This is a genomic window from Citrobacter sp. Cc139, from assembly GCF_030334645.1.
In the GTDB taxonomy this organism is placed as follows: Bacteria; Pseudomonadota; Gammaproteobacteria; order Enterobacterales; family Enterobacteriaceae; genus Citrobacter; species Citrobacter werkmanii.
The window spans coordinates 69,876-92,090 of sequence record NZ_JAOWDM010000075.1 but is presented as its reverse complement, the minus strand read 5'-3'; the positions used below and the strand labels follow the sequence as shown (position 1 = coordinate 92,090).

Here is a 22,215-nt window from a genome sequence, read left to right as displayed (position 1 = left end):
GCCATGTCACAGCCGTTTTTCAGCCCACAGAATAAATTCCGCTTTTGGCAGTGCTTTACTGTAAAGCCAGCCCTGACCGTACTGCACGCCATGTTGGCGTAGCCAGGCTGCCTGATTTTCAGTTTCGATACCTTCTGCCACCATTTCCAGCTTCAGCGTTTTGGCAATCTCAATGATATGCGGCGTCACGTTGTTGTACTCCAGGGCATCAACAAAGGATTTATCGATCTTCAGGATGTCCACATCCAGATCCTGTAAATAGCTCAGGCTGGAATAGCCGGTTCCAAAATCATCGATGTATATTGAATGTCCCGCCTGACGATATTTAGCAATAAACGGCGCGCTGTTTTTCGGATCGGCAAACTCGCGTTCGGTCAGTTCCAGCGCGATTTGCGCTGGATTAAGCTGCCAGTGCTTTACCTTCTGGCCTAACAGAGCGGGAAGGGTTTCAGAAGCCAGATCGGCTGACTCAAGGTTAATGGAGATATGCTGATCCGGGTGTTGACGCAGCCATTTTCCTAAATCGTCAAATACGCTTTCAATTATCAAACGCGTGAGGGGTTTTGTCAGTCCGGTCTCCTGCGCCATCGCGACAAAAATTTCAGGCGACAGATAGCTCCCATCGGCCTGCTGCCAACGGGCCAGTGCTTCTGCCCCGACCACTTTTCCCGTTGTGAGCGAGATAATGGGCTGGTAATGGACCTTGATATCCCGATGCTGGATAGCATCCTGCAACTGGTGATGGGGGGACTGTAAGCGACGCAAAATGCGCAGAATAAAGGCGGCGGTAAGCAGGCCGATGATAATCCCGGCCGGGAGCCAGATCAGGGCTTGTCGGTGCCAGGTTTTTTGTAATGGTAGGGTAGATGCCCAGGTGACGATCGTGATGCCCAGTTCAGGAAAGGGGCGGGCATTAAAAATATTGCTATCTTTCTGAAAATGAGTGATCGAATGTTCTTGTTTTACATGCTGCAAAACGTCCGATGGCAGCGCGGCGCTACTGGCAACCACCACGTTGCGCGCGGTGCCAATGATAGTGACTTCGATTGGCCATGAGCCAAACGGGATGACGTCAATAAAGGAACCCGGATCGACCATCACGACATAATGCTCGCTACCTAAAGCTGCCATAAAACGCTTGATGCCCAAATCATTTTGCGTAGTAAGCCATGCGCGATATCCATCCGGCGTGACTTTCATTGCTGGTGGAAATGCGGCAGCCTGGCTGTTTTTTTCCAGAGATGAACATTGCGGAACATTGTCTTTGAGATACAGCACTTCCTGAATATAGCGATAGCTATATGACAAGCGACGCATTTCCAGCAGATGCTCATCACTACAAGGCACTCCCTGAAAGGACTCTATGTGGCGTAATGCTTTCCTGGCCTGCTCGCCGACGCGTTCTGTGCGCAATGCGACTCGTGTTGAGAACATATCGAGTTCATCAATAAATTTTGTTTCGACCTGACGATGTGCCAGCCACAAGCTTAAACCTACGGGGGCGAGGATAGAAAGAAACAGCACCCCTGTCACCAGGCTTATCAGATGTCGTGTTGTCACAATGATATCCTTATTAACACAGCGTAAGGAAAGTATATCCGAAAGCCGAAAAAGCTATTCGATTGGCATCATATATTTAGGGCCACTTATCACCCCGTTTGTTTGCCCGTCGCGTAAATCAGGTTGTGATTTAAATAAGAGTGGTGTACTTTAATGATTATGTTATAACGTAACAATTTGAGGTTGCCATGAAACCGGATATCCATCCTTTTTATCGTACCGTGGTGTTTCACGATACCAGTGCCAATGAATACTTTAAGGTCGGTTCGACCATCAAAACCGAACGTGAGATTGAGTTCGAGGGGAAAACGTACCCGTATGTGACCCTTGATATCTCTTCTAAGTCACATCCGTATTACACCGGAAAACAAAAGACCTTTGACAACGAAGGTAGCGCAGCCCGCTTCCAGAAACGTTTTGGTCATTTTATTGGCGCTAAGCGAGGTTAAAATGCAGGTACTCAATTCGCTTCGCAGCGCAAAACAGCGGCACCCTGACTGCCAGATAGTGAAACGCAAAGGGCGTTTGTATGTTATCTGTAAAACAAATCCGCGATTTAAAGCGGTACAGGGCCGTAAAAAAAGACGTTAATTTCTTTGCCGGCATTCAGGGGCTAAAGTGCGTTTCCTTCACAGGGACGCACTTTTTTATGTCAGAGGCGAAATTACTGGCTGGCCTGCGGGCGGGTGAGCGTAAACACATCGTAGAACGAGAGTTCGCCTTTACGTGAAATCATCTTTTGCAGTTGTGTTTTATGCTCGCTATCAACGGAAGGGGAGTGCAAAATAGAGTCGATGAGTGAGGAGGGAACAAAACGCGTGTTGTACCATTCACCGTTATAACAAACTCTGAAATCCAGGACGTCGATGTCTTCATAGCGATAACGCGGCGCCACGTCGAAAAAGAAAAAGCCGTTAAGTATGACAAACAGTACTACCAGCAGCCATACCGAATCGACCAGCGTTTCTGACTGTAGCATTACCGCCAGCGTGGCAAACCATGCCACATACATACCGATAAACAGCCCCGGATGTTTGCGAATAAAACTGATGCTAAAGCGCGGTTTGTTGTCGCGCTTCTCGCGAATATTTAAGTCATCGATTGTTTCGGTAAGCAGGCGCTGTATTTCTGTCATCTCTTGCCTTCGTGATATCTGCAAAATTCAGGAGCGATCGCCCTATTTTAAAAGGGGATACCTGCTGAAGGTAGTAACAGATTAACCGCAATTTAGCATAACAGTTACATTTTAGATCACAGCGTTTTGATGATCCTCGCGGGATTACCGCCGACTACGCTGTTTGCCGGAACGCTTTTCGTCACCACCGCGCCAGAGGCTACAACGACATTATCACCGAGCGTTACGCCGGGATTGATCACTGCGCGGCCACCTATCCAGACATTGTTGCCGATAGTCACGGGCTTTCCGAACTCCAGGCCACTGTTGCGTTCGGTCGCATCCAGAGGGTGTGTCGCGGTATAGATATGGACGCCGGGTGCCAGCATGCAGTTGTCGCCAATATGGATTGGACAGACATCAAGCATGACGCAGTCGAAGTTGGCGTAAAATTCTTTACCGAGATAGATGTTATAACCGTAATCACAACGGAAAGAGGGTTCAATATATGCACCTTCGCTTTGACCCAGCAGATCATGCAGGATGGCCTGACGCTCACTTTTTGCCTCTGGCGAGGTGAGATTGTAGCGGTGAGTCAACTGACGAGCGCGTAGTCGGTCGTTGCGCAACGTTTCATCTGCCGGGCGATAGTGTTCGCCGGCGAGCATTTTTTGCTTTTCTTTACTCATTACGAATTCCCTGTGTCCTGATGATCATTTCAGCACAGTAAAACGCAATGCAAGCAAGGGGAACGTTCCCGTTGATTCGCTGTGATCGTAATCACATGATTTGAATTAAATAACCATTGTAAATACGAAAATGGTCAGTCAGACAAACAAATGTCCCGCTATACCTGACTTAACCTCGAGAGCAATTAGCGAATGAATTTCCAAACGGAAGTTGGAATCTTGTCGTAGAGCTTATTCATGGTCAATTCAGCAAGACGGTGATCCGCTGCTGAGTAAAATACAGCCAGTTCGTTGTCGGACAATTCATATTTATTTTTTTCAATAACGCGCTCAAGCGTGTCAATTGTCTGGCAGCGTCGCAGGCGCATCAAATAATCTGTTTTAGTTAATGGTTTATCAGACATAACTCTTACCTATGATTGTAATAATTTTTAACAAGACAAACTAACAGGATTAGCCCTGGTGGCATTGACAAAACAGCGAAACAGTCGATTACCTGATTTCCGCCATTTCTGCAGATCCTGCGTATTAATACCATAACTGCTGAACAACATAAAAGTGTCATCCAGGTATTCATCTATCTGCGCAATCAGCTTATTGTCCTCATTGTACTTAATTTTATAATTAAGTGCGAAGGTTGCAATATGCTCTATCAGTTCATTGAGCTGCAAGCTGGTTGCAGAGGTAGGGTCGTTAACCCAGCCATGGTTACTTTGTTCAAGGTTTGCAAGACAGTCATGATACAGAGTTTCGCAGAGAAATTTAAGCTGCGCGATATCATGTCTTTTGGGTGAGTATTCATCCATAACGCATCCCCTTCTTCGTGGCTTAAACTAACCGAACACCTTCGGGATGGATACAACAAACTACCTGGAACTTGCCCGCGACTCCTGATGATTTAACTATAATCTAGTCTAAAAAAGATTTCATCGTCATATCACGAAAAATTACAATTATGCAAAATTATGACGTGGCGTCATATTTACATTTTAACAGATAAGTACAGTTATTTGAAATCGGACAATTTCTTTATTCTTCGGGCAATCATCGGGTTATCTTCATTAGCTATCGCAACGACAGGCAACAACCGCCAGGATGGCGCGATAACCAGGAATAATCTTAATATTTATTAAGGTAAATAAGAACTCTCAACACTTTTTAAGAATAGCCTTTAAGGCTACAGGGATTATATCGCTTATTTAAGCCGGAGAAAATAAACCGAATTTCAATAAGTGGATTTTATGATTTTTCCAGAAAAAAGGCCGCTTGCGCGGCCTTATCTTTAGAAAGGTATCAATGATGATCGACTGAGTGGCTATGCTCAATATCTTCATTTTTGCGGCTAAAGCGGCGGCGTACCACCACAAAGAACACCGGAACAAAGAAGATAGCCAACACGGTTGCCGTCACCATCCCGCCCATTACGCCAGTACCAACGGCGTTCTGCGCGCCGGAACCTGCGCCGGAGCTGATTACCAGCGGCATTACGCCCAGAATAAAGGCCAGTGACGTCATGAGGATCGGACGTAAACGCATGCGGACCGCGTCCAGCGTCGCCTCTATCAGACCTTTGCCTTCTTTATCCATCAGATCTTTGGCGAATTCGACGATAAGTATCGCGTTTTTCGCCGACAACCCAATGGTTGTGAGCAGGCCTACCTGGAAGTATACGTCGTTGGTCAGACCGCGGAATGTCGCCGCCAGCAATGCGCCGATAACCCCCAACGGTACTACCAGCATAACGGAGAACGGAATTGACCAGCTCTCGTACAATGCCGCCAGACACAGGAAGACGACGATCAGTGAAATGGCATACAGGGCAGGGGCCTGGTTACCGGACAGTCGTTCCTGGTAGGACATACCCGTCCAGTCATAACCGATACCGGATGGCAGTTTGCTGGCCAGTTGCTCCATCATCGCCATCGCTTCACCGGTACTTTTACCCGGTGCGGCTTGGCCTAAGATCTCCATGGAAGGCAGACCGTTATAGCGTTCCAGACGCGGTGAACCGTATTCCCAGCGTGAGGTAGAGAAGGCGGAGAATGGGACCATCTGTCCATCGCTGCCGCGTACGTACCAGTTGCCAATATCTTCCGGCAACATACGGTATTTCGCTTCAGACATGACGTAAACTTTCTTCACACGACCACGGTCGATGAAGTCATTCACGTAGCTTCCGCCCCATGCGGCACCCAGCGTTGTATTAATATCGCTAATGGAAACACCCAGCGCCTGCGCTTTTTCCTGATCGATATCGATCTTGAACTGCGGCGTATCTTCCAGACCGTTAGGACGTACGCCGACTAACAGATCAGGATGTTTCGCAACTTCACCAAACAGTTGGTTACGCGCCTGGGTCAGTTTTTCATGGCCCAAACCAGCCTGGTCAATCAACTGGAAGTCAAAACCAGTGGCGGTACCTAACTCCACAATCGCTGGCAGGTTGAAGGCAAAGACCATTGCATCTTTAATCTGCGAGAATGCGCCCATCGCACGCTCGGTAATCGCCTCAACTTTATTCTCTTTACCTGGACGTTCGCTCCAGTCTTTCAGTGAGACGAACGCAATACCAGTGTTCTGACCACGACCCGCAAAACCGAAGCCGTTAACGGCAAATACCGATTCAACGTTCGCTTTTTCTTTCGTCAGATAGTAATCCGTCATTTCATCCAGCACCTTCTGGGTACGCTCTTGCGTTGCACCCGCTGGCAGCTGAGCCATTGACAGGAATACCCCCTGGTCTTCATCTGGCAGGAACGAACTTGGCAGACGAACGAACAGATAGGCCATGCCCACGACGATGATCAGATACAGCGCCAGATAACGACCGGTGCTGCGCAGAATACCGCCCACGCTGTCGGTGTAATGATGCGTGCTCTTATCGAACATGCGGTTAAACCAGCCGAAGAAGCCTTTTTTACCTTCTCCGTGATCGCCTTTAGCAATCGGTTTGAGCATGGTCGCACACAGGGCAGGGGTCAGAATCAATGCCACCAGTACTGACAACGCCATCGCGGAAACAATGGTGATGGAGAACTGACGGTAAATTGCACCGGTAGAACCCCCGAAGAATGCCATCGGAATAAATACCGCTGACAGCACCATCGCGATACCCACCAGCGCGCCCTGAATCTGGCCCATTGATTTACGTGTCGCTTCCTTCGGCGGTAGTCCTTCTTCCGCCATAACACGTTCAACGTTCTCGACCACCACGATGGCATCATCCACCAACAGGCCGATGGCGAGCACCATCCCGAACATCGTCAGGGTGTTTATCGAGAAGCCGAAAATCGCAAGGACGGCAAACGTACCCAACAGCACCACCGGCACGGCGATAGTCGGAATCAACGTCGCGCGGAAGTTCTGCAGGAACAGATACATGACCAGGAACACGAGGATGATTGCTTCCGCCAGCGTTTTCACCACTTCGTGAATAGAGATTTTCACGAACGGCGTGGTGTCATACGGGTAAACGATCTTCAGACCTGACGGGAAGAACGGTTCCATCTTCTTCAGTTCATCGCGGATAGCGTTTGCCGTGTCCAGGGCGTTAGCGCCTGTCGCCAGCTTGATACCCAGACCGGATGCTGGTTTACCGTTGAACTTCGCAATGATGTCGTAGTTCTCGCCGCCCAGCTCCACTTTCGCCACGTCGCGTAAACGAACCTGGGAACCATCCTGATTCACTTTCAGCAGAATTTTGCTGAACTCATCGGCGGAGGTCAGACGGGTCTGCGCGATGATCGACGCGTTAAGCTGCTGGCCTTTCACCGGCGGCGTACCACCTAACTGACCGGCGGCAACCTGGGCGTTTTGCGCTTTGATTGCGTTGATGACATCAACTGGCGTCAGCTGGAAATTGTTCAGTTTGTTCGGATCCATCCAGATACGCATTGCGTACTGCGAACCGAACAGCTGAACATCGCCCACGCCTGAAGTACGGCTAATGGCGTCTTTCATGTTGGCGCCAACGTAGTCGGAAATATCCTCCTGCGTCATGGTGCCATTGGTGTTGATAACACCGACGACCATCAGGAAGCTGCTGGATGACTTCTCAACGCTAACCCCTTGCTGCTGTACTTCCTGCGGCAGTAACGGCATAGCCAGCTGCAGTTTGTTCTGCACCTGTACCTGCGCGATGTCCGCATCAGTACCAGACTGGAAGGTTAGGGTGATCTGCACGGTACCCGTGGAGTCACTGTTTGAGGACATGTACATCAGGTTATCGATACCGTTCATATTCTGTTCGATAACCTGCGTAACAGTATCCTGTACTGTTTTGGCATCAGCGCCAGGGTAGGTCGCGGAGATCGTCACTGCTGGCGGTGCAATAGTCGGATATTGCGCTACCGGCAATTTGAGGATCGCGAGCCCCCCTGCCAACATGATGATAATGGCGATCACCCACGCAAATATTGGGCGATCGATAAAGAAATTAGGCATGTCTTAACGGCTCCTGTTTAAGTTAAGACTTGGACTGTTCAGGCTGGCTACCGCTTGCGGCTTGCTGGTTGTTATCCGCGGTAATCTCCTGGGCTTTTACCTGCGCGCCAGGACGTACTTTTTGCAACCCAGTGACAATCACGCGGTCGCCCGGCTTAAGTCCATCAGTGACTAACCATTTATCGCCAATCGCTTGTGCGGCGACAATTTGACGCATTTCAACTTTGTTATCTGCACCGATAACCAAGGCACTGGCATCGCCACGCGGTGTGCGGGTAACGCCTTGCTGCGGAACCAGTAATGCAGTTGGGTTAGTCCCTTCTTCCAGACGAGCACGGACGAACATTCCCGGTAGTAAGGTGTGATCCGGGTTAGGGAAGATGGCGCGTAACGTAATCGAACCGGTGGTTTGATCTACCGTAACATCGGAAAACTCCAGCGTACCGGCCTGCGGGAACTTGATGCCGTCATTGGTCACCAGCTCGACTTTCGCTTTACCGTTCTCTTGCTTCAGCGTGCCGTTGGCCAACTCTTGTTTCAGGCGCAGGAAGTCGTTACTTGACTGCGTCACGTCTACATAGATAGGGTCCAATTGCTGAACGGTAGCCAGTGCGGTCGCCTGACCGTTTTGCACCAGAGCGCCTTCCGTAACGGATGACTTACCAATGCGGCCGCTGATCGGCGACGTCACTTTGGTATAGGCCAGATTGATGCGTGCAGTTTCTACTGCGGCTTTCGCGGCGACAACAGCGGCGTTCGCCTGCTGTGCGTCTGCCAGCGCGCTATCGTAATCCTGTTGACTGATGTACTTAGTACCCAACAGTTTCTGATAACGTTTGACCGTCAGTTGAGCGATATTTGCTGCGGCTTGTGCTTTGGCCAGATCGCCTTTTGCGCTCTCATAAGCGGCCTGGTAAGTCGCAGGATCAATCTGATAGAGAGATACACCCGCTTCGATGTCACCACCTTCCGTGAAATTACGCTTCAGGATAATACCGCTAACCTGAGGACGAACTTCAGCAATGCGATACGCACTGGTGCGACCCGGGAGTTCGGTTGTTATCTGTAGAGGTTCAGTTTTGAGCGTAACAACTCCAACCTCTGGCATTTGCTGGCCCCCTTGTTGGGCCTGTTTGTCGTCACATCCTGTTAGCGCTAAGCTGCCTGAGAGCATCAGAACGACTGCCAGAGGCGTTAACCCTCTGTTTTTGTTCATATGTAAACCTCGAGTGTCCGATTTCAAATTGATCAATGGCTTAAAGCCCATAAACCCATTGCTGCGTTTATATTATCGTCGTGCTATGGTACATACATTCACAAATGTATGTAAATCTAACGCCTGTAAATTCACTGACCTATGGCACGAAAAACCAAACAACAAGCACAGGAAACACGACAGCACATTCTCGATGTTGCTCTGCGTCTGTTTTCGCAACAAGGGGTATCATCCACCTCGCTTGCGGAGATCGCAAAAGCCGCTGGTGTCACGCGCGGCGCAATCTATTGGCATTTCAAAAACAAATCGGATTTATTCAGTGAAATTTGGGAGCTAGCAAAACCTAACATTGATGAGTTAGAGACTGAGTATCAAGCAAAATTCCCCGACGATCCACTATCAGTATTAAGAGAAATTTTAATTTACGTTCTTGAAGCTACCGTGACAGAAGAACGCCGACGTTTGTTGTTGGAAATTATATTCCACAAATGCGAATTTGTCGGGGAAATGGCCTCTGTTCAGTTGGCTCAACGCAGTCTGTGTATTGAAAATTACGACCGTATCGAACAAACATTGCGGCAGTGCATGAATGCCAACATGCTGCCGGAAAATCTGAACACGCGTCGCGTGGCGGTGCTGTTGCGTAGCTATGTTACGGGAATTATAGAGAACTGGTTATTTGCTCCTGAATCTTTTGATCTGAAAAAAGACGCGCGTGAATACGTCGCAGTACTACTGGAGATGTGTCTTCTCTGCCCAAGCCTGCGGGTTAACGTGGCGAAATCCTGCTAACTTTTGCGGTCTGAACCAGGAATTATCCTGGTCGTTTTGCCTGCTGCTATTCTGCTGCTCACAGCCGTGATATTCTTGCCGCTTGACTATTTCCGGTCACTTTTCCGGTTCAGAAACGTTCATTCTCATGACTATGTTGCAGCTCTATAAACGTTCACAGCATCTTATTGCTATTACCTTTCTTTTCTTCATTTTATTGCTTTCTTGCCAGTCGTCAGCATTTGCACGGGCGCAACAGAGTGGGGATCTGCCGACGAAAGCGGATATTCAGAGCCAACTGGACGCGCTGAATAAACAAAAAGATCTCTCCGCGCAGGATAAGCTGGTTCAGCAGGATCTGACCGATACCATCGCCACGCTGGATAAAATCGATCGCGTGAAAGATGAGACCGTACAGCTTCGGCAGAAAGTTGCCGAGGCGCCGGAGAAAATGCGTCAGGCGACGGATGCGCTAAATTCGCTCAGTGATGTTGATAATGACGATGAAACGCGAAAAACGCTGAGTACGCTCTCCTTACGTCAACTGGAGTCGCGCGTGGCGCAGGTATTGGATGACCTGCAAAGCGCGCAAAATGATTTGGCCGCTTATAACAGCCAACTGGTATCGCTGCAGACTCAGCCAGAGCGCGTGCAAAATGCGATGTACACCGCGTCGCAGCAAATGCAGCAAATCCGCAATCGGCTTGATGGTAATAATGTGGGGGAGGCGGCGTTGCGCCCCAGTCAGCAGGTGCTTCTGCAGGCGCAGCAAGCGCTACTGAACGCGCAGATCGACCAACAGCGTAAAAGCCTTGAAGGCAATACGATTTTGCAGGACACCTTGCAAAAACAACGCGATTACGTGACGGCAAACAGCAATCGTCTTGAGCATCAGCTCCAGCTCCTGCAAGAGGCTGTAAACAGCAAACGGCTGACGTTAACCGAAAAGACGGCGCAGGAAGCGGTATCGCCTGACGAAGCTGAGCGTATTCAGTCTAATCCGTTAGTGAAGCAGGAACTGGACGTCAACCATCAGCTTAGCCAGCGTCTGATCGCCGCGACCGAAAACGGCAATAACCTGATGCAGCAAAATATTAAGGTTAAAAACTGGCTCGATCGCGCGCTGCAATCCGAACGCAATATTAAAGAACAGATCGCCGTCCTGAAAGGCAGTCTGTTGTTGTCACGTATTCTGTACCAGCAGCAACAAACGCTGCCGTCGGCAGATGAGCTTGCTGATATGACCAACCGGATCGCCGATTTGCGTCTGGAACAATTTGAGGTCAACCAGCAGCGTGACGCCCTGTTCCAGAATGATGCGTTTGTCGCCAAACTGGAAGAAGGGCACAGCAACGAAGTCAACGGTGAAGTCCATGATGCCCTGCTGCAGGTCGTGGATATGCGCCGGGAGCTCTTGGATCAGCTGAATAAGCAACTGGGCAACCAGTTGATGATGGCGATTAACCTGCAAATCAACCAGCAGCAGTTGATGAGCGTGTCGAAAAACCTGAAAGGGATCCTCACCCAGCAAATTTTTTGGGTTAACAGTAACCGTCCAATGGACTGGGACTGGATCAAAGCCTTCCCGCAAACGCTTAAAGACCAGTTTAAGTCGATGAAAATCACCGTGAACTGGGAAAAAGCCTGGCCGGCGGTATTTATTGCCTTCCTGGCAGGGTTGCCGCTGCTGCTCATTGCCGGGTTAATCCGCTGGCGTTTGAAATGGCTGAAAGAATACCAGGCGAAATTAGCCGCCGCGGTAGGCAACCTGCGTAATGACAGTCAGCTCAATACGCCAAAAGCGATACTGATCGATCTCATCAGAGCGCTGCCAGCGTGTCTGATTATCCTCGCCGTGGGGCTGATTCTGCTTACCATGCAGCTGAATATCAGCGACCTGCTGTGGGCGTTCAGTAAGAAGATGACTGTCTTCTGGCTGGTATTTGGTTTGTGCTGGAAGGTGCTGGAAAAAGATGGTGTGGCGATACGCCATTTTGGCATGCCTGCAAAGCAAACCAGCCACTGGCGTCGCCAGATTGTGCGTATTAGCCTGGCGTTGTTACCGCTTAACTTCTGGTCAGTTGTTGCTGAACTGTCGCCGCTCAATCTGATGGATGATGTGCTTGGTCAGTCCGTTATTTTCCTCAACCTGTTACTGATCGCCTTCCTGGTATGGCCAATGTGCCGTGAAAGCTGGCGTGACAAAGAGTCGCATGGTCTGCGTCTGGTCACCATTACCGTGCTGTCTATTATCCCGATTGCATTGATGGTGCTGACGGCGACAGGGTATTTCTACACCACGCTGCGCTTGTCGGGCCGCTGGATTGAAACGGTTTATCTGGTTATTGTCTGGAACCTGTTGTATCAGACGGTGCTCCGCGGGTTGAGCGTGGCGGCGCGGCGTATCGCCTGGCGTCGTGCGTTAGCGCGTCGTCAGAACCTGGTGAAAGAAGGGGCAGAAGGCGCAGAACCGCAAGAAGAACCGACCATTGCGCTGGAGCAGGTTAACCAGCAAACCTTACGTATCACCATGCTGGTGATGGTTGCCTTGTTTGGTGTTCTGTTCTGGGCAATTTGGTCCGATCTGATCACCGTGTTCAGTTACCTCGACAGCATTACGCTCTGGCATTATAACGCTACAGAAGCGGGGGCCGCAGTGGTGAAAAGCGTCACCATGGGCAGCCTGCTGTTTGCGATTATTGCGTCAATGGTCGCATGGGCGCTGATTCGCAACTTACCCGGCCTGTTGGAAGTGCTGGTGCTCTCGCGACTGAAGATGCGCCAGGGGGCGTCGTATGCGATCACCACCATTCTTAACTATGCGATCATCGCCATCGGTGCGATGACGGTCTTCGGTTCGCTCGGCGTCTCGTGGGATAAACTACAGTGGCTGGCCGCAGCCTTGTCGGTTGGTCTTGGTTTTGGTTTGCAGGAGATTTTCGGTAACTTTGTTTCCGGTCTGATTATTCTGTTTGAGCGCCCGGTACGCATCGGTGATACCGTGACTATCGGAACATTCTCGGGAACGGTCAGCAAGATCCGTATTCGTGCCACCACTATTACCGACTTTGATCGCAAAGAGGTGATCATCCCGAACAAAGCCTTTGTGACGGAGCGTTTGATCAACTGGTCGCTTTCCGATACCACTACGCGTCTGGTGATCCGCATTGGCGTGGCCTACGGTTCGGATCTGGAGAAAGTGAAGAAAGTGCTGCTGCAGGCGGCGATGGAACACCCGAAAGTGATGCACGATCCAGAACCAGCGGTGTTCTTTACCGCCTTCGGCGCCAGCACGTTGGATCATGAGCTGCGTTTATACGTGCGTGAACTGCGCGATCGTAGCCATACGGTTGACGAACTTAACCGTGCGGTCGATCGTTTGTGTCGTGAAAATGACATTGATATCGCCTTTAACCAGCTCGAAGTGCACCTGCATAATGCGAAAGGGGACACCGTGACCGAAGTTAAGCGTGACATCATCAAAGGTGATGATCCGACGCCTTCGGTAGGTTAAGTTGCAATCAGGGCGGCCAGTTTGCCGCCCTGATTGTATTTAGTGAGTCAGCGCTGTCAGTTCTTCCTGCGTCAGGCCCGTAAGGTGTGTAATCAGATCCGGTTCCAGGCCGCGGGCGAGCATTTTTTGTGCGATATCACGCGCTTCTGCCTGCCGACCTTCTTCTAACCCTTTTTCCAGCCCTTGCTGCATGCCTTCCGCTCTACCTTTTTCTTCTAACCATTCAGCAATTGTCATCAGCTGTTCCTTGTACTGTGGCGCACTCTGCGCCAGTTGGCGGACAAGTACGCCGGGTTCCGTGGTATTTCCTGCTTTCAGCATGTAATTAATCAAAACGTCGAGCTGATATTCTGTCAGGCGATCCTGCGTTAAGAGCGTAATGAGTTGATCCAATAACTCGCTCAGATCGCGTTGCCGAATATGTTTTTGCAGGAGTTCCAGCATCGCTACCCGTTGATGCTGCATGATCTGATTATCTGGCATAATGGTCAGGTCTACCAGCGCAAATTCATTGCCATAAAGCGCTTTCGCAAGCTGTGGCTCGCTAAACAACTGATGCCAGTTGAGAGTATAGGGCCACGGGCTTTCCGTACCATGATAAAACAGTACAGGTACCACCAGAGGTAAGGTTTTATGCCCGGCGTTAAGGTGATGCTGCATAGCAGCAACAGCGTAGCGCATCAGGCGAAAGGCCATTAATTTATCGGGTTTACTCTGATGCTCAATCAGCGCATAAACGTAGCCGGGTCCATGTGTTGTTTGCAGGGAGTAGAGGATATCTGAATAGCAGGTGCGTAAATCGTCCTCAATAAAGCTGCCTGATTCCAGCGTTAATGTTTCCATATCGCATATATTGAGAAAAGCTCGAGGCAGATGGATCTGCAAAAAATCTCGGGCGACCTCTTTTTGCGTCAGCATTTGCCGAAAGACCGCATCGTGCGGCGTGGTGGGGAGCCGTTCCATGATCTGTCCGTTATCGTCGTGATGTTGCGACGACTCTGACACCGAAGCCAATGGCAGACCAGAGGGCAATCAATCAGTTTGCGAGGCGCCTTCCGCACTTTTAAGCTTGTTTTCATAATCGCGCATAACGATCTCCAGCGCGCGTAGCACTGTGCGTGCTGGAAGCTGATTTTCTTCAAGTAAAACAATCAAATCGACGGCCAGTTTGACCTCGTCCGGGGCGTTCTCTAATGACATAAATTCTCCGGGTATTAACGGGTTAAACGCGCCAGCACGGCTTCTATTCTTGCCAGCGCATGGCGACAGCGCGTCAGTCGCGCCTCGAATGCTTCTACTTCACGATGCAATTTCTGTTGTTCTTCAAAACCCGTAGCCAGGGACAGGCGCTCCTTGCGTTCACGCGTCATTTCAACCAGCCGGCGTTCAAATTCCTGGTGTTGAACCCGCTTGCGCTGCCAACGCGCCAGACCGGGAGAGGCGCAGTCCCACTCTCTGAGCGACCAACTGGCTGTTTCGCGTGAAATCGCCTCTAACTGTGAAGCAAGGTGTTCCGCAAGCCAGCTAATTTGGGGGAGTTGTTGCTGATCCACCGCGCGGTGTAGGGCCGTGAGATTATCTTCTGCTTCATCCAGACACGCCTGCAGCAACGTGCTGCGAGTATGAAACAGATGCCTGTCAAAGCGGGCGCTAAGCGTTGTATGATGCGCCAATGGGGCACAACGCTTTCGCAGGCGGTTAAGCTGGTTTTCGAGCGTCTGTAGCAGCATGACGGTTTTCACGACAACACTCCGATGAAAATGAGAACTGTTATGCTAAAGTAGCGATTCTCTGTGTTAAGTATTCATATTATGCAACGCATTATTCTAATCATCATTGGCTGGCTAGCGGTAGTATTAGGAACGCTGGGCGTGGTATTGCCGCTATTGCCCACGACGCCATTTATCCTGTTGGCTGCCTGGTGTTTTGCCCGCTCATCGCCGCGTTTTCACGATTGGCTGCTGTATCGTTCGTGGTTCGGCGGGTATCTGCGCCATTGGCAAAAACACCGCGCGATGCCGCCGGGCGCAAAGCCGCGCGCTATTTTGCTGATATTGATTACGTTTGGTATTTCACTGTGGCTGGTCAATATGATGTGGGTACGCGGCCTGCTGCTGGTTATTCTCGCCTGTTTACTGATTTTTATGTGGCGGATCCCGGTGATTGATGAAAAACAACAAAAGCAGTAAAGCGCAATAATCGCTGTTGCAATTGTCGCTCACAGCCAGTAAATTCGACCGTTTTCGAGCACAGGCGCAGGTGGTCAAAGGTTAAGCAAATGTAACCCTGGCCCTTAATATAGACACAAAATCATTCAAGACACGTCGAGGATGAAGTGTATAGTGCGCCGTGAAGTAATACCGAATTAATCAGGCACAAACTTATGACCGCGACTGCACAGCAGCTTGAGTTTCTCAAAAATAGCATCAAAAGCATCCACGACTACCCGAAACCGGGCATTCTTTTTCGCGATGTCACCAGCTTACTGGAAGACCCGAAAGCCTACGCCCTCAGCATTGAATTGCTGGTTGAACGCTACAAAAATGCGGGTATCACTAAAGTGGTTGGCACCGAAGCGCGTGGCTTCCTGTTTGGCGCGCCGGTAGCATTGGGTCTGGGCGTCGGCTTTGTTCCAGTACGTAAACCCCGCAAGCTTCCGCGTGAAGTGATCGCCGAGAGCTATGAGCTGGAATACGGCACCGATCAGCTGGAAATCCACGTTGATGCCATCAAACCGGGCGATAAGGTACTGGTTGTGGACGACCTGCTGGCAACCGGCGGCACGATTGAAGCCACCGTGAAACTGATCCGCCGTCTGGGGGGCGAAGTGACCGATGCTGCATTTATCATTAACCTGTTTGACCTGGGCGGCGAACAGCGCCTGGAAAAACAGGGGCTGACCTGTTATAGCCTGGTTCCGTTCCCGGGCCACTAAGTCGGCTATCTCATCTCGGCTGAAGTAATACCGAGACACACAACCTCGCCGTCGCTGCGAGGTTGTGTTAGCATTATCCTCCTGTGAATCCACCCTCCAGCCTTTCAGAGCCTGCCAATGAGTTATCAGGTCTTAGCCCGAAAATGGCGCCCACAAACCTTTGCTGACGTTGTCGGCCAGGAACATGTGCTGACGGCACTGGCGAACGGCTTGTCGTTAGGGCGTATTCATCATGCTTATCTGTTTTCCGGCACCCGTGGCGTCGGGAAAACCTCTATCGCCCGTTTGCTGGCGAAGGGACTAAACTGTGAAACCGGTATTACCGCCACGCCGTGCGGCGTGTGCGATAACTGCCGTGAAATCGAGCAGGGGCGTTTTGTCGATCTGATTGAAATCGACGCCGCCTCACGCACTAAAGTCGAAGACACTCGCGACCTGCTGGATAACGTCCAGTACGCGCCTGCGCGCGGTCGCTTTAAAGTCTATTTGATCGACGAAGTGCACATGTTATCGCGCCACAGCTTTAACGCCTTGCTGAAAACGCTCGAAGAGCCGCCTGCACACGTTAAATTCCTGCTGGCGACCACCGATCCGCAGAAGTTACCGGTGACTATCCTGTCGCGCTGTCTGCAATTTCATCTTAAAGCGTTGGATGTTGAACAGATTCGCCATCAGCTTGAGCATATCCTCAAACAAGAGCATATCGCCCATGAGCCACGCGCGTTGCAACTGCTGGCTCGCGCCGCGGACGGCAGCCTGCGCGATGCGCTGAGTCTTACCGATCAAGCGATCGCCAGCGGCGATGGTCAGGTGTCGACCGACGCGGTGAGCACCATGCTCGGCACATTGGACGATGACCAGGCGCTCTCGCTTGTTGAAGCGGTTGTCGCGGCTGACGGCGAACGCGTTATGACGTTGGTGAACGACGCCGCCGCGCGGGGTATTGAATGGGAAGCGCTGCTGGTTGAGATGTCGGCTTTGCTGCATCGCATTGCTATGGTACAGCTTTCGCCCGCCGTGCTCGGCAGCGATATGGCCGCCATTGAACAGCGTATGCGCGAACTGGCGCGAATCGTTCCGCCAACTGACATACAGCTTTACTACCAAACCCTGTTAATCGGGCGCAAAGAACTGCCGTATGCGCCGGACAGGCGAATGGGCGTCGAAATGACGCTACTGCGTGCGCTGGCTTTTCATCCGCGCATGCCGCTGCCGGAGCCTGAAGTCCCGCGCCAGTCGTTTGCCCCCGTCGCGCCGACTGCGGTGATGACCCCGACGCAAGTACCTCAGCAGCCTGCGCCAGCGCAACAGCAACAGAATGTGCCGCTCTCCGAGGCCACCAGCCAGGTGCTGGCGGCGCGCAGCCAACTGCAACGCGCTCAGGGAGCAACCAAACCAAAAAAGAGTGAACCGGCAGCCGCTTCCCGCGCGCGGCCGGTGAATAATGCTGCGCTGGAAAGACTGGCCTCGGTGTCGGAGCGTGTTCAGGCGCGTCCGGCCGTTTCTGCGCTGGAAAAAGCGCCGGCGAAGAAGGAAGCGTATCGCTGGAAAACGACCAATCCCGTAGCCGAAGTTAAAGAAGCCATTGCCACGCCGAAAGCGTTGAAAAAAGCGCTTGAGCATGAAAAAACGCCGGAACTGGCGGCAAAGCTGGCGGCAGAAGCCATTGAGCGCGACCCCTGGGCTGCTCAGGTGAGCCAGCTTTCGCTGCCTAAACTGGTGGAGCAGGTGGCGCTTAATGCCTGGAAAGAAGAGAATGGCAACGTGGTTTGCCTGCACCTGCGTTCCTCGCAACGGCATCTTAATTCCAGCGGCGCGCAGCAAAAACTGGCCGAAGCATTGAGTACCTTAACGGGGTCAACGGTTGAATTGACCATCGTTGAAGATGATAATCCTGCGGTGCGCACGCCGCTGGAGTGGCGTCAGGCCATTTATGAAGAGAAACTCGCGCAGGCGCGTGAGTCGATTATTGCGGATAATAACATTCAGACGCTGCGTCGTTTTTTCGATGCAGACCTGGACGAAGAGAGTATTCGCCCCATTTGATCGTCAGCCTGATGGTTGGACGGTCGTCATCCCTTAACGTGATTGAGAGAGAAGCCTATGTTTGGTAAAGGCGGTCTGGGTAACCTGATGAAACAGGCCCAGCAGATGCAGGAAAAAATGCAGCAGATGCAGGAAGAAGTCGCCAAGCTGGAAGTCACCGGCGAATCTGGCGCGGGTCTGGTAAAAGTGACCATCAACGGCGCGCACAACTGCCGTCGCGTGGAGATCGATCCAAGCCTGCTGGAAGACGACAAAGAGATGCTGGAAGACCTGGTCGCTGCGGCATTCAACGACGCGGCGCGTCGCATTGAAGAGACGCAGAAAGAGAAGATGGCTTCTGTTTCTTCCGGAATGCAGCTGCCGCCTGGCTTTAAGATGCCGTTCTGATGCAAACCAGCCCGCTGTTAACTCAGCTTATGGAAGCACTGCGCTGTCTGCCGGGCGTTGGCCCGAAGTCTGCGCAGCGCATGGCGTTCACGCTACTTCAGCGCGATCGCAGCGGCGGGATGCGTCTGGCGCAGGCGTTAACGAAGGCGATGTCGGAAATCGGCCACTGTGCCGATTGCCGCACCTTCACAGAGCAGGATGTCTGTAATATCTGTTCGAACCCGCGTCGCCAGGAAAACGGTCAGATCTGTGTGGTAGAGAGTCCGGCGGACATCTATGCCATTGAGCAAACCGGCCAATTTTCTGGACGTTACTTCGTGCTGATGGGGCACCTGTCGCCGCTGGACGGTATTGGCCCTGATGATATCGGGCTGGATCGCCTTGAACAGCGACTGGCGTCTGAGCAAATCAACGAACTGATCCTCGCGACCAATCCCACGGTCGAAGGAGAGGCGACCGCCAACTATATTGCTGAGCTTTGCATGCAGTATGGCGTTGAAGCCAGCCGTATCGCCCATGGCGTACCGGTCGGCGGCGAGCTGGAAATGGTCGACGGCACCACGCTGTCGCACTCTCTGGCTGGGCGTCACAAGATTAAATTCTGAACAAACGGAGGCCGCGACGGCGGCTTCCGCTTGAAATCCTTCGCGCTTGTCCCCATTTCACCCTCAACGTGTTTTTACCATTGAAAATGGCATTGTTGAGGTAGATCTACATGAAAGGACAAGAAACTCGTGGTTTTCAGTCAGAAGTAAAACAGCTTCTGCATCTGATGATCCATTCTCTGTATTCCAATAAAGAAATCTTCCTGCGTGAGCTCATCTCTAACGCCTCGGATGCGGCAGACAAGCTGCGTTTCCGCGCACTGTCTAACCCGGACCTGTACGAGGGTGACGGTGAACTGCGTGTGCGTGTTTCCTTCGATAAAGATAAGCGTACGTTGACCATTGCTGATAACGGCGTGGGGATGAACCGTGATGACGTCATCGATCATCTGGGGACCATTGCGAAATCCGGCACCAAATCTTTCCTCGAATCCATGGGCTCCGATCAGGCGAAAGACAGCCAGTTGATCGGTCAGTTCGGGGTTGGCTTCTACTCGGCGTTTATCGTGGCCGATAAAGTGACCGTACGTACCCGCGCGGCGGGCGACAAACCTGAGAACGGCGTGTTCTGGGAATCTGCGGGCGAAGGTGAATACACCGTTGCCGACATCACCAAAGACGATCGCGGCACCGAAATCACTTTGCATCTGCGCGAAGGCGAAGACGAGTTCCTTGATGACTGGCGCGTACGTTCCATCATCAGCAAATATTCCGACCATATCGCGCTGCCGGTAGAGATCGAAAAATCTGAAGAGAAAGACGGCGAGACCGTGGTTTCCTGGGAAAAGATCAACAAGGCGCAGGCACTGTGGACGCGTAACAAGTCGGAAATCAAAGACGACGAGTACAACGAATTCTACAAGCATATTGCCCACGACTTCACTGACCCGCTGACCTGGAGCCACAACCGTGTGGAAGGTAAGCAGGAGTACACCAGCCTGCTGTACATTCCGTCGCAGGCGCCGTGGGATATGTGGAACCGCGATCACAAGCATGGTCTGAAACTGTACGTTCAGCGTGTGTTCATCATGGACGACGCCGAGCAGTTTATGCCGAACTACCTGCGCTTTGTGCGCGGCCTGATAGATTCCAACGATCTACCGCTGAACGTTTCCCGTGAGATCCTGCAGGACAGCACCGTCACCCGTAACCTGCGCAGCGCGCTGACCAAACGCGTGTTGCAGATGCTGGAAAAACTGGCGAAAGATGATGCCGAAAAATACCAGACCTTCTGGAAACAGTTCGGCCTGGTGCTGAAAGAAGGTCCGGCGGAAGACCACGCTAATCAGGAAACTATCGCTAAGCTGATGCGCTTCGCGTCTACGCACACAGACTCCTCCGCACAGACCGTGTCGCTGGAAGACTATATCTCCCGTATGAAAGAAGGGCAGGAGAAAATCTACTACATCACTGCAGACAGCTATGCGGCGGCGAAGAGCAGCCCGCACCTGGAACTGCTGCGTAAGAAAGGCATTGAAGTGCTGCTGCTTTCTGACCGCATCGATGAGTGGATGATGAACTACCTGACTGAGTTCGACGGCAAGCCGTTCCAGTCCGTTGCGAAAGCCGACGAGTCCATCGATAAGCTGGCGGATGACGTGGATGAGAGCGCGAAAGAAGCGGAAAAAGCGCTGACGCCGTTCGTTGAACGCGTGAAAACGCTGCTGGGCGATCGCGTCAAAGACGTGCGTCTGACCCACCGTCTGACCGACACGCCGGCCATCGTCACCACCGATGCGGATGAAATGAGCACCCAGATGGCGAAACTGTTCGCTGCTGCGGGTCAGGCCGTACCGGACGTGAAATATATCTTTGAACTTAACCCGGACCACGTGCTGGTAAAACGCACGGCGGATACCCAGGACGAAACGCAGTTTAAAGAGTGGGTTGAACTGCTGCTGGATCAGGCTCTGTTCGCCGAACGCGGCACGCTGGAAGATCCGAACCAGTTCATCCGCCGTATGAACCAGTTACTGGTATCCTGATAGCTATCATCTAATGCCGGATGGCGCTAACGCGTATCCGGCCTACCATATCTTTTACTCGTAGGCCGGATAAGGTGTGTACACCGCCATCCGGCAATTTCACTCCTTATTTTCAATTTTCCCTCCATTAACCGTTTCAGCGTCGGGCGTCTTCCTTGAGCCAATTGCGTGATGGTGGTATCGTTTAGCGCTTTTTAAAAAATATCGACAACCTTTAAGGGGATTTTCGTAATGCGTATCATTCTGCTTGGCGCTCCGGGCGCGGGTAAAGGAACTCAGGCTCAGTTCATCATGGAGAAGTATGGTATTCCGCAAATCTCCACCGGTGATATGCTGCGTGCCGCCGTGAAATCTGGCTCCGAGCTGGGCAAACAAGCGAAAGACATCATGGACGCCGGTAAGCTGGTGACTGATGAGCTGGTGATCGCGCTGGTAAAAGAGCGTATTGCTCAGGAAGACTGCCGTAATGGTTTCCTGCTCGATGGCTTCCCGCGTACTATTCCGCAGGCTGACGCCATGAAAGAAGCAGGTATCAACGTGGACTACGTTCTGGAGTTCGACGTACCTGACGAGCTGATCGTTGACCGTATCGTGGGGCGTCGCGTACACGCTGCTTCTGGCCGCGTTTACCACATCAAATTCAACCCGCCTAAGGTTGAAGGTAAAGACGACGTAACCGGCGAAGAGCTGACCACCCGTAAAGACGATCAGGAAGAGACCGTACGTAAGCGCCTGGTGGAATACCATCAGATGACCGCGCCGCTGATCGGCTACTACTCTAAAGAAGCGCAGGCGGGTAACACCAAATACGCGAAAGTTGATGGCACTCAGGCTGTTGCTGACGTGCGCGCAGCGCTGGAAAAAATCCTCGGTTAAGTTTTAGCGCAGTCAATGCCGGATGGCGGTGTAAACACCTTATCCGGCCTATGATTTTTTTGTAGGCCAGATAA

21 protein-coding genes and 1 other annotated feature are annotated in these 22,215 nt (G+C 51.6%); of the genes, 11 read left to right on the top strand and 10 right to left on the bottom strand.

All coding sequences use genetic code 11. The features are described from left to right. Positions 1-6 precede the first annotated feature (6 nt). Positions 7-1,560: a cyclic di-3',5'-guanosine monophosphate phosphodiesterase PdeB gene (pdeB, locus tag OGV69_RS08695; RefSeq protein WP_069323966.1), complete on the bottom strand. Its 1,554-nt coding sequence runs from the start codon at positions 1,558-1,560 to the stop codon at positions 7-9. Positions 1,561-1,748: 188 nt separating this feature from the next. Here pdeB and OGV69_RS08690 point away from each other — a divergent pair, with 188 nt between their 5' ends. Both OGV69_RS08690 and ykgO read left to right on the top strand, forming a co-directional pair. Next, on the top strand, positions 1,749-2,009 hold the full coding sequence (locus OGV69_RS08690; RefSeq protein WP_038638331.1) for a type B 50S ribosomal protein L31: 261 nt from the start codon (positions 1,749-1,751) through the stop codon (positions 2,007-2,009). A 1-nt stretch (position 2,010) separates the two neighbouring features. Next, positions 2,011-2,151 carry a type B 50S ribosomal protein L36 gene (gene ykgO / locus OGV69_RS08685; RefSeq protein WP_005125190.1) on the top strand — a complete coding sequence of 47 codons (141 nt, stop codon included), beginning with the start codon at positions 2,011-2,013 and terminating at the stop codon, positions 2,149-2,151. Positions 2,152-2,224: 73 nt separating this feature from the next. On the opposite strand, the gene OGV69_RS08680 is transcribed toward ykgO, so the two are convergent. The 6 genes from OGV69_RS08680 to acrA all read right to left on the bottom strand — a co-directional run bounded on the left by OGV69_RS08680 (position 2,225) and on the right by acrA (position 9,022). After that, positions 2,225-2,695, bottom strand: coding sequence for a YlaC family protein (locus OGV69_RS08680; protein WP_069323967.1), 471 nt, complete (start codon positions 2,693-2,695; stop codon positions 2,225-2,227). Between the two features lie 116 nt (positions 2,696-2,811). Continuing rightward, entirely contained in the window at positions 2,812-3,363 is a 552-nt protein-coding gene (gene maa / locus OGV69_RS08675) for a maltose O-acetyltransferase (protein ID WP_069323968.1), read from the bottom strand. Between the two features lie 185 nt (positions 3,364-3,548). Beyond that, positions 3,549-3,767 (bottom strand): hemolysin expression-modulating protein Hha, encoded by a 219-nt coding sequence (gene hha / locus OGV69_RS08670; protein WP_002892050.1) that lies wholly within the window; start codon positions 3,765-3,767, stop codon positions 3,549-3,551. A 27-nt stretch (positions 3,768-3,794) separates the two neighbouring features. Next, the gene (tomB, locus tag OGV69_RS08665; RefSeq protein WP_003021733.1) at positions 3,795-4,169 is read right to left on the bottom strand and encodes an Hha toxicity modulator TomB; all 375 of its coding nucleotides are present in this window, start codon (positions 4,167-4,169) and stop codon (positions 3,795-3,797) included. Positions 4,170-4,656: 487 nt separating this feature from the next. Beyond that, positions 4,657-7,806 carry an efflux RND transporter permease AcrB gene (gene acrB / locus OGV69_RS08660; RefSeq protein WP_038638345.1) on the bottom strand — a complete coding sequence of 1,050 codons (3,150 nt, stop codon included), beginning with the start codon at positions 7,804-7,806 and terminating at the stop codon, positions 4,657-4,659. A gap of 22 nt (positions 7,807-7,828) precedes the next feature. Continuing rightward, the gene (gene acrA, locus OGV69_RS08655; protein ID WP_038638348.1) at positions 7,829-9,022 is read right to left on the bottom strand and encodes a multidrug efflux RND transporter periplasmic adaptor subunit AcrA; all 1,194 of its coding nucleotides are present in this window, start codon (positions 9,020-9,022) and stop codon (positions 7,829-7,831) included. Between the two features lie 141 nt (positions 9,023-9,163). On the opposite strand from acrA, the gene acrR reads away from it, so the two are divergent. Together acrR and mscK are read left to right on the top strand one after the other, a co-directional pair. Then, positions 9,164-9,814: a multidrug efflux transporter transcriptional repressor AcrR gene (gene acrR / locus OGV69_RS08650; RefSeq protein WP_069323969.1), complete on the top strand. Its 651-nt coding sequence runs from the start codon at positions 9,164-9,166 to the stop codon at positions 9,812-9,814. A gap of 127 nt (positions 9,815-9,941) precedes the next feature. Next, on the top strand, positions 9,942-13,307 hold the full coding sequence (gene mscK / locus OGV69_RS08645; protein ID WP_069323970.1) for a mechanosensitive channel MscK: 3,366 nt from the start codon (positions 9,942-9,944) through the stop codon (positions 13,305-13,307). 39 nt (positions 13,308-13,346) lie between these two features. On the opposite strand, the gene OGV69_RS08640 is transcribed toward mscK, so the two are convergent. From OGV69_RS08640 to priC, 3 genes are all read right to left on the bottom strand, one after another. Further along, on the bottom strand, positions 13,347-14,270 hold the full coding sequence (locus tag OGV69_RS08640; RefSeq protein ID WP_038638355.1) for an Rpn family recombination-promoting nuclease/putative transposase: 924 nt from the start codon (positions 14,268-14,270) through the stop codon (positions 13,347-13,349). 69 nt (positions 14,271-14,339) lie between these two features. After that, the gene (gene rsmS / locus OGV69_RS08635) at positions 14,340-14,507 is read right to left on the bottom strand and encodes a pleiotropic regulatory protein RsmS (protein ID WP_006685679.1); all 168 of its coding nucleotides are present in this window, start codon (positions 14,505-14,507) and stop codon (positions 14,340-14,342) included. Positions 14,508-14,521: 14 nt separating this feature from the next. Further along, positions 14,522-15,049 carry a primosomal replication protein N'' gene (gene priC / locus OGV69_RS08630; protein WP_069323971.1) on the bottom strand — a complete coding sequence of 176 codons (528 nt, stop codon included), beginning with the start codon at positions 15,047-15,049 and terminating at the stop codon, positions 14,522-14,524. Between the two features lie 69 nt (positions 15,050-15,118). Between priC and OGV69_RS08625 the strand changes: the two genes are divergently transcribed. The 7 genes from OGV69_RS08625 (at position 15,119) to adk (ending at position 22,141) form a co-directional block, all read left to right on the top strand. Further along, positions 15,119-15,496, top strand: coding sequence for a DUF454 family protein (locus OGV69_RS08625; protein WP_038638360.1), 378 nt, complete (start codon positions 15,119-15,121; stop codon positions 15,494-15,496). A 194-nt stretch (positions 15,497-15,690) separates the two neighbouring features. Further along, complete coding sequence (gene apt / locus OGV69_RS08620) at positions 15,691-16,242, top strand: adenine phosphoribosyltransferase (RefSeq protein WP_006685676.1); 552 nt, start codon at positions 15,691-15,693, stop codon at positions 16,240-16,242. A 117-nt stretch (positions 16,243-16,359) separates the two neighbouring features. After that, on the top strand, positions 16,360-18,288 hold the full coding sequence (dnaX, locus tag OGV69_RS08615) for a DNA polymerase III subunit gamma/tau (RefSeq protein WP_069323972.1): 1,929 nt from the start codon (positions 16,360-16,362) through the stop codon (positions 18,286-18,288). Then, positions 17,621-17,685: a sequence feature (DnaX frameshifting element), on the top strand. (Overlaps the previous gene by 65 nt.) 57 nt (positions 18,289-18,345) lie before the next feature. Continuing rightward, positions 18,346-18,675: a YbaB/EbfC family nucleoid-associated protein gene (locus OGV69_RS08610; protein WP_003021764.1), complete on the top strand. Its 330-nt coding sequence runs from the start codon at positions 18,346-18,348 to the stop codon at positions 18,673-18,675. Next, the gene (recR, locus tag OGV69_RS08605; RefSeq protein WP_003021767.1) at positions 18,675-19,280 is read left to right on the top strand and encodes a recombination mediator RecR; all 606 of its coding nucleotides are present in this window, start codon (positions 18,675-18,677) and stop codon (positions 19,278-19,280) included. The genes OGV69_RS08610 and recR overlap by 1 nt, the downstream gene beginning before the upstream one ends. 110 nt (positions 19,281-19,390) lie before the next feature. Beyond that, the gene (gene htpG / locus OGV69_RS08600; RefSeq protein WP_069323973.1) at positions 19,391-21,265 is read left to right on the top strand and encodes a molecular chaperone HtpG; all 1,875 of its coding nucleotides are present in this window, start codon (positions 19,391-19,393) and stop codon (positions 21,263-21,265) included. Positions 21,266-21,496: 231 nt separating this feature from the next. Beyond that, the gene (gene adk / locus OGV69_RS08595) at positions 21,497-22,141 is read left to right on the top strand and encodes an adenylate kinase (RefSeq protein ID WP_003021773.1); all 645 of its coding nucleotides are present in this window, start codon (positions 21,497-21,499) and stop codon (positions 22,139-22,141) included. Positions 22,142-22,215 lie beyond the last annotated feature (74 nt).